Annotated in this window: 6 protein-coding genes; 3 read left to right on the plus strand and 3 right to left on the minus strand. The window is 53.0% G+C overall.

Going from position 1 to position 5841, the window contains the following annotated elements:
* Positions 1-517: 517 nt before the first annotated feature.
* The 3 genes from LH464_RS23850 to LH464_RS23860 form a co-directional block, all read right to left on the minus strand.
* Positions 518-775, minus strand: coding sequence for a hypothetical protein (locus LH464_RS23850; RefSeq protein WP_226788896.1), 258 nt, complete (start codon positions 773-775; stop codon positions 518-520).
* A 954-nt stretch (positions 776-1729) separates the two neighbouring features.
* Positions 1730-3022 (minus strand): TadE/TadG family type IV pilus assembly protein, encoded by a 1293-nt coding sequence (locus LH464_RS23855; protein WP_226788897.1) that lies wholly within the window; start codon positions 3020-3022, stop codon positions 1730-1732.
* 249 nt (positions 3023-3271) lie between these two features.
* Positions 3272-3487 (minus strand): hypothetical protein, encoded by a 216-nt coding sequence (locus tag LH464_RS23860; protein WP_226788898.1) that lies wholly within the window; start codon positions 3485-3487, stop codon positions 3272-3274.
* On the opposite strand from LH464_RS23860, the gene LH464_RS23865 reads away from it, so the two are divergent.
* The 3 genes from LH464_RS23865 (at position 3487) to LH464_RS23875 (ending at position 5772) form a co-directional block, all read left to right on the plus strand.
* The gene (locus LH464_RS23865) at positions 3487-3780 is read left to right on the plus strand and encodes a hypothetical protein (RefSeq protein ID WP_226788899.1); all 294 of its coding nucleotides are present in this window, start codon (positions 3487-3489) and stop codon (positions 3778-3780) included. The genes LH464_RS23860 and LH464_RS23865 overlap by 1 nt on opposite strands.
* Before the next feature lie 48 nt (positions 3781-3828).
* Positions 3829-4047: a hypothetical protein gene (locus LH464_RS23870; protein ID WP_226788900.1), complete on the plus strand. Its 219-nt coding sequence runs from the start codon at positions 3829-3831 to the stop codon at positions 4045-4047.
* Positions 4048-4200: 153 nt separating this feature from the next.
* Positions 4201-5772 (plus strand): sensor histidine kinase, encoded by a 1572-nt coding sequence (locus tag LH464_RS23875; RefSeq protein WP_226788901.1) that lies wholly within the window; start codon positions 4201-4203, stop codon positions 5770-5772.
* The last annotated feature ends 69 nt before the right edge of the window (positions 5773-5841 follow it).

A 5841-nucleotide genomic window follows, 5' to 3' on the forward strand; every position in this document is an offset into this window, starting at 1 on the left:
CATTTGAAAATGGAATCTGCCCCATTACAAGTGTAGATTGCATAATGCTAGTTATGGAACTGTTCAATCAGCAAGATAGTCGTGCTGCAGGAACTTTCAATTCTTGCCGGGCTGACATGCTCCGCTCCCGTATACACACTTCGCTTTCGGAACGGCTGCGCAAGGCGGTCGTCTAGGCGATTTGACGCTTAACTCTACTTGCCAACCCAGCTTGGCGCGGGACCGACAGGACCCCGTTTTGGCTTTGAGCCGGACGAGTATCTTCTGGAGCCGTTCATGCATAGGGGCGTCGAGCAAGATCACGAGTTGCTCCCACTCGTCTCTTCCACCGATGTAGAGCCCAAAGCTCATCTGAACCTTGACGCGAATTTCGGTATCGTCGAAATCAATCTGGATGCCACTGCTGATCGTTTCGAGTCTATCATTGTGTGCGTAACCGATGATAGATGTAACCGAGGCTCGTGGTCGTCGGAATGGCATTCACCATCCTGATCAGGCTTTTGATATTGCTGTCCTGCTACTTCCGGGCTTCAACAGCCTCAAGATAATCGGGTGGGAGATGATGGAAGAGCTCTTCGTTGACGTAGACATATTCGTCGTCTTCCCAAATTCCTGGGCATGACTTTTCCATTATCGCACCATTGCTGCCGCCTGGAAGATCACATCGACCCGTCGTCAACCCATTATGAATATCCCTACGATTGAGACCAGCTTGGCCTAACACGAAGTCAATCAGCATATTCTTCGCCAGACCGTTTTCAGCACTGTAGAGCATTTGATTTCCTATCGTAAGATATGCCGGTAGGGCTCACCGTAGTCAAACGAACGCTGATTGTCGTCGCGGGTTCGGCGGGTTTCTTGAACGTCAGACCGAAGATTGCGTCTCCGTTCGACGACGTGTCGACTAGGTCTGCCTTCTCAACAGCCAGAGCTAGCCACTGACGGAACGTCAGCCACGGGAGGGCATGAGGCGAAGCGTATGGCTGAATAATGAGGGCCGCGTCTTCGGATTGTCGCCCGCACTGCGCTCGAAAAATCCGATGTTTGGAAGTGAAGTGGTTTTTTTTGCCTGACAGCCCTGCCCATCCCTCCGACGACGGCCGTGCGAAGATGCTACTCCAACTGGGTGGTGAACCGGCCTATTGGGCCTTCCAGACTGGCACCGAGGGTTTCATTCGAGCTGCCTTGCAAAGGATCGGAACGCCCACGCATCATCGAGTTCAAGATACCCATTTCAAGCGCAGTCTACGGCGAGACAGTTGCGGGCACTGCCGCCAGCATAATCGATGCCTATGTCAACTTAGTGGTTATCCAGCGCCACCCTCGTGATCTCGACATCACCCTGGCCACTCCCCTGCCCCCCTCGGCCGTCCTCCCGGGTTCATACAGGGAGCCCGACTTCCGGCGTATGGGGACCCGATACCCTTCCACCTTCATAGCTGCCAGCTGATCTGACTATTGTTGACACCAATTCCCACCGAGCCAGCGTAACCCTACTAGAAGTTTCGGCGGTACCAGCTTTTTCGGATTGCCCGCATGGCCTCTCCCAGACAAAGTCGGTCAAGCCGGAAGCCATCTCCTGCCTCGAATGCTACCCGATAACTGCCCCAGCTAAGCTGAAGAGCGTTCGCGCCTGGCAAAGGAAATGGCTTTGTCAGGAGGCGAGCGCGAAAGCCACGGGCCGCAAGAATGCTTCTAATTCATCAGGATCGATCCGTGTAAGACGTGCTTATCCAGTCAAGCGTGGGGTGTTGATGATCTTCAAAAACAGGGCCGACATAGCATCGCTGATACCTTCCGTCGGGCTCACCTCAAAAAACAATCCCGGTGAAGCACATTCCTTCATACGCGGCGCAATCTCTGTCTGGAATGGCTTAATCCACTCGTTGTACCAGTTGTTCGTCGGGAGCGGGAGATAGGTCGTATAGAGTACAGCAATGCGGTACCCCTTATCTTTTAAAGCGGTACACTCCCTTACGTCGATGGGTTCTTGGCAGCGGCCACCCGTCGTCTTCTTGGTGCATTTGCTTGGCTTATAACTGTCCCCCACTCCGTCCGAAACGAAGAAGACTATCTTCTCAGGGCTGGACGATGTCTGGCCTGTCCCAGGAGGGCCCATCTTTGTCCCGATATCTTTGAGGGCACGGTCAAAATTTGTCTGCTGATCGTTATCGTAGCCCTGCTTCGGGATGGACATCAGGTCAATCAAGCTTGCACGACTCTTAACCTTTGCCAGATCGTCCGTAATACCAACAACCTCGAGCAGCTTCGTGTCTTCCGCCTTTTCGCCAAATGTATATACAGCCATTTTATATTGATTTGTGCTTGTCCGCTTGGACGTCGCAGTATCCATCAAAGCAGCAGTGGCTTTGGCAACTACGTTGATCCGTATCGTCACGCCAAGCTTTTTAGCTTTGTTGTAATAACTGTTTTTGTCCTCCACCCCATCTTTCACGATATGACAAGCAAACGCGCATTTATCAGACGTATTCGCGACCATCCGGTTCACGTCGGCTGGCGTGGCCCCCACCCCCATTGATGGCGTGTTGTCTAACAGCAAGTAAAAATCTCTGAATGTCTGGGTTTGGAATACCGCCGTCGCTTCACCGGTGATAGTGACAGTGTCTTTGCCGAGAATGCGTGTGAGAGTCATTGGCACGGAAGCAGTGTACGAGAACCGAGCCTTTAGCTGATTATCTTCCTTCACAATTCTTGCGCCTGAGGAGATCAATTCCACGTCATCCATGATACTGAGATGCGCAGCAAAAATCTTTGATGCATCAGCTTCCGCTTCCGCAATTACACCATTTTGCTGCATATACATTGCGGAGTTGACGCCGATAGAACTTGAGTTGATAGCACCAAGTGCGGCCGCGTCGGCAGCACTCTGCAGACTATTTTGTACAAACATGACGTTGGTGAAATCCACTGCAAGCCCTGCCGTCCCAATTATGGGAACGGCCAGCAAGGCAGTCATCATTCCAAAGTTCCCGGAACGATCGCGAAACAGTCGTCTGAGCATTTGTTTTCCCTCGTGCTCATCACCATATCCGCTCCTCCTTGAGCTTCAGCTAATGATCGAGGTGAACAATCTCTAACCCGATGAGATTTTTAGTTACTGAATGCCTTTGTGCCATCACAAGCTTGACCGTCTGTGACAGACCTAGCGCCGTCCTAGAGTGAGATTGCCTTGGCAGGGCTTTTCGTCAGTCTTTATCTTTGAGCCAGATGAACGGGGTCGGGTGTCTGCCTTTCAGATCTTCAGGCGGGATCATACTGAAATGACTGCCAAGGATGGTGGCTTGCAGTCCATTCTGGTAATCACATAGCAATAGTAGATAGCGGTGATGGTTTCTGATTCAGGAATATCAGGGACAACCTCCCGAAACCCTTCTTCAGCAAGCCAGTGCGTCGATTCAGCGAAAGCTATCAGCTCTCCTGTTTCTCGACTGACGATTGCCAGTGCGTGTTGAAGCGGATCGAACATTGCGCCTCTCGGGCATTTTTCCCGGCGATGATCTTTGCGATCGTTCGTTCGAGTTCAGTGATCTGAAGACCGGGAAAGTCGTCCAGCAGAACAACGCTGACGGCGGCCGAGTACTTGCTGGCTTCTGGTCCGACCTATGTCCGCTCGGTGCTCCGTACGACCTCCTGCCGCTGGAGCAGGTGATCGACACCAACAAAGAGTATCTCCCCCTCGGGGAGAGCTCAATGTGTCTCGGGGTGCCAATATTGGACACAATGGAAGCACAATGCATGTCGATCCCGATCTCGGTGTGATCGCATATGTCGAGCCGAAGAACAAAAGCATCCCCTACCATACCTGTAATGTTCCGCGGCCAAATCAGCTTCAATGGTCCCTTTCATGGCATTGCCTACACCTTCAAAAAAGGCTGTGACCCCGCCCCTTATTATGTCGAGGGTTACGACGAGGGGGCCGAGAAAGTCGTACTGAAGGGTAAGGCACCAATCCGCGAAGGCGATGAGGTCGTCGGCTATACCGATAAGTCGCCGAATGCCACGTTGGATTTAGTGTTCTTCGATTGACACCGCCTACCAAGAATCAGCTGAAAGGGTCTACGACAATACTCTCCGTAGACGAGAGAGCCGTCAGTCATCGTTACTCGTAAATACCCAGCTAGACATCTTAACTAACGTAGTGGTACGCACCAAATCTCAGATGCCGGAGCGCCCTATCAGATGAACACGAATTTAATGCGGCGGCTAGATGGCAGGCTGTCAACTCCGTTTGCGGCCGTCTGGCTTACGATGGTCATGCTGGCTGCACTCGTCGTGCTTGCCTCGCTCATGATCTGGCAAAACTACAAGTCTGTCTTGAGCGCCGCAGACGAACGGGCGGCATCGTCGGCACAAGTCGTCGCAGCGCACATCGAATGGATGATGGAGGCTAGTGACCAAGCCCTCCGCCGCATTGATGCTGCCATAGGGCATGATCCCGTAGGTAGCTCCCTGAATACCGTCGCTGATATCCGGGCCGCCGTCGGCGATCTGCCGGAAGGTTTTCAGTATTCTGTGTATGATGAGACAGGTCGGCTGACATATTCGAGCGTCCCCGAAGCTGTGGGTATTGAGGTTTCGGACCGGGATTACTTTCAACAGCTGCGCCAAGGCCAGCCTATTGTGATTTCGCCTCAACTTGAGGAGCGGCTCAGTGGCGAGCAGGTATTTGTCGTTGCTCGAGCTATATCCCGCGGCGGGCGGTTCCATGGTGCCGCTAGTATCGCCGTTCCGACAAGAACGATGGATGAGTTCTGGAGCCTCTTGGAACTGGGGTCGCGGTCTACCGTCGCTGTCATTCGGGCAGATGGCTGGGTGGCAGCCCGGCATCCCCAACTTCCAGAGACCATCAATATCTCAGGTACACCCCTTTTTGCCGACCATCTACCGACCTCCGCGGGCGGATTCTATCACAACGCCAGCTCGGCAGCAGACGGTCTATCCCGAATAATAGGATACAGATCCGTCGAACACTGGCCGCTCGTTGTCACGACAGGAATTGCGACAGATGAGGCTCTGCAGTCCTTCTGGGCAAACCTCAGAAACGGACTCCTGATCGGTATTCCGCTAATGGGCCTGCTGGTTCTTGGCATGATCTGGATTCTGCGCCTGCTTGAAGCGGATGCTGAACGGCGAACGGCGCTGGAGCAAGCTCTCGAAAAAAATACATTCCTCATGCGCGAAATCCACCACCGGGTGAAAAATAACATGCAGGCGGTTTCGTCGCTCGTGCGCCTACAACCGCTTCCTAAAGATCTGAAGGACGATATGGCGCGACGGATCTCGGCAATGACCGCTGTGCACGAGCAGATCTACGGGAATGATCAGTTCGAAAAGATGGAGGTTGCCCCATATGTTGAGCGTCTCGTCCGAGAAGTCGCTGAAGGCTTCAGTGGTGACGTTTCTATCGAGTTGCACCTCGCGCCTCTCCGACTGGGAGCGGATCATTCAATGCCACTCGGGCTCATTATCAACGAGGTCGTCACAAACGCTTTCAAGCATGCCTTCGCCAGCAGAAAGGATGGAATGCTTCGTGTAGAACTTTCGATGGATGATGCTAAGATTGCCCATCTGGTTATCGAGGACAACGGTCCCGGGTATCAGGTCGGTGAAAGTCGAGGAATGGGAACCAAGCTTATCAACGGGTTCGTCGCGCAGCTTGGCGGCACATTGGAAGTCATCACTGGTTCGAGTACTAAGGTGATTGTCTCGTTTCCGCTAGAGCAGGCCCAGATGACAATGCAAGCGATCTAACGTCCCCGCGGAACTTGCCCAAACTAAAAGTTGACATCCCGCCCCTACATCTATGGTTTATCGATCTTT

The organism is Pseudorhizobium xiangyangii (assembly GCF_020531965.1).
GTDB lineage: Bacteria > Pseudomonadota > Alphaproteobacteria > Rhizobiales > Rhizobiaceae > Neorhizobium > Neorhizobium xiangyangii.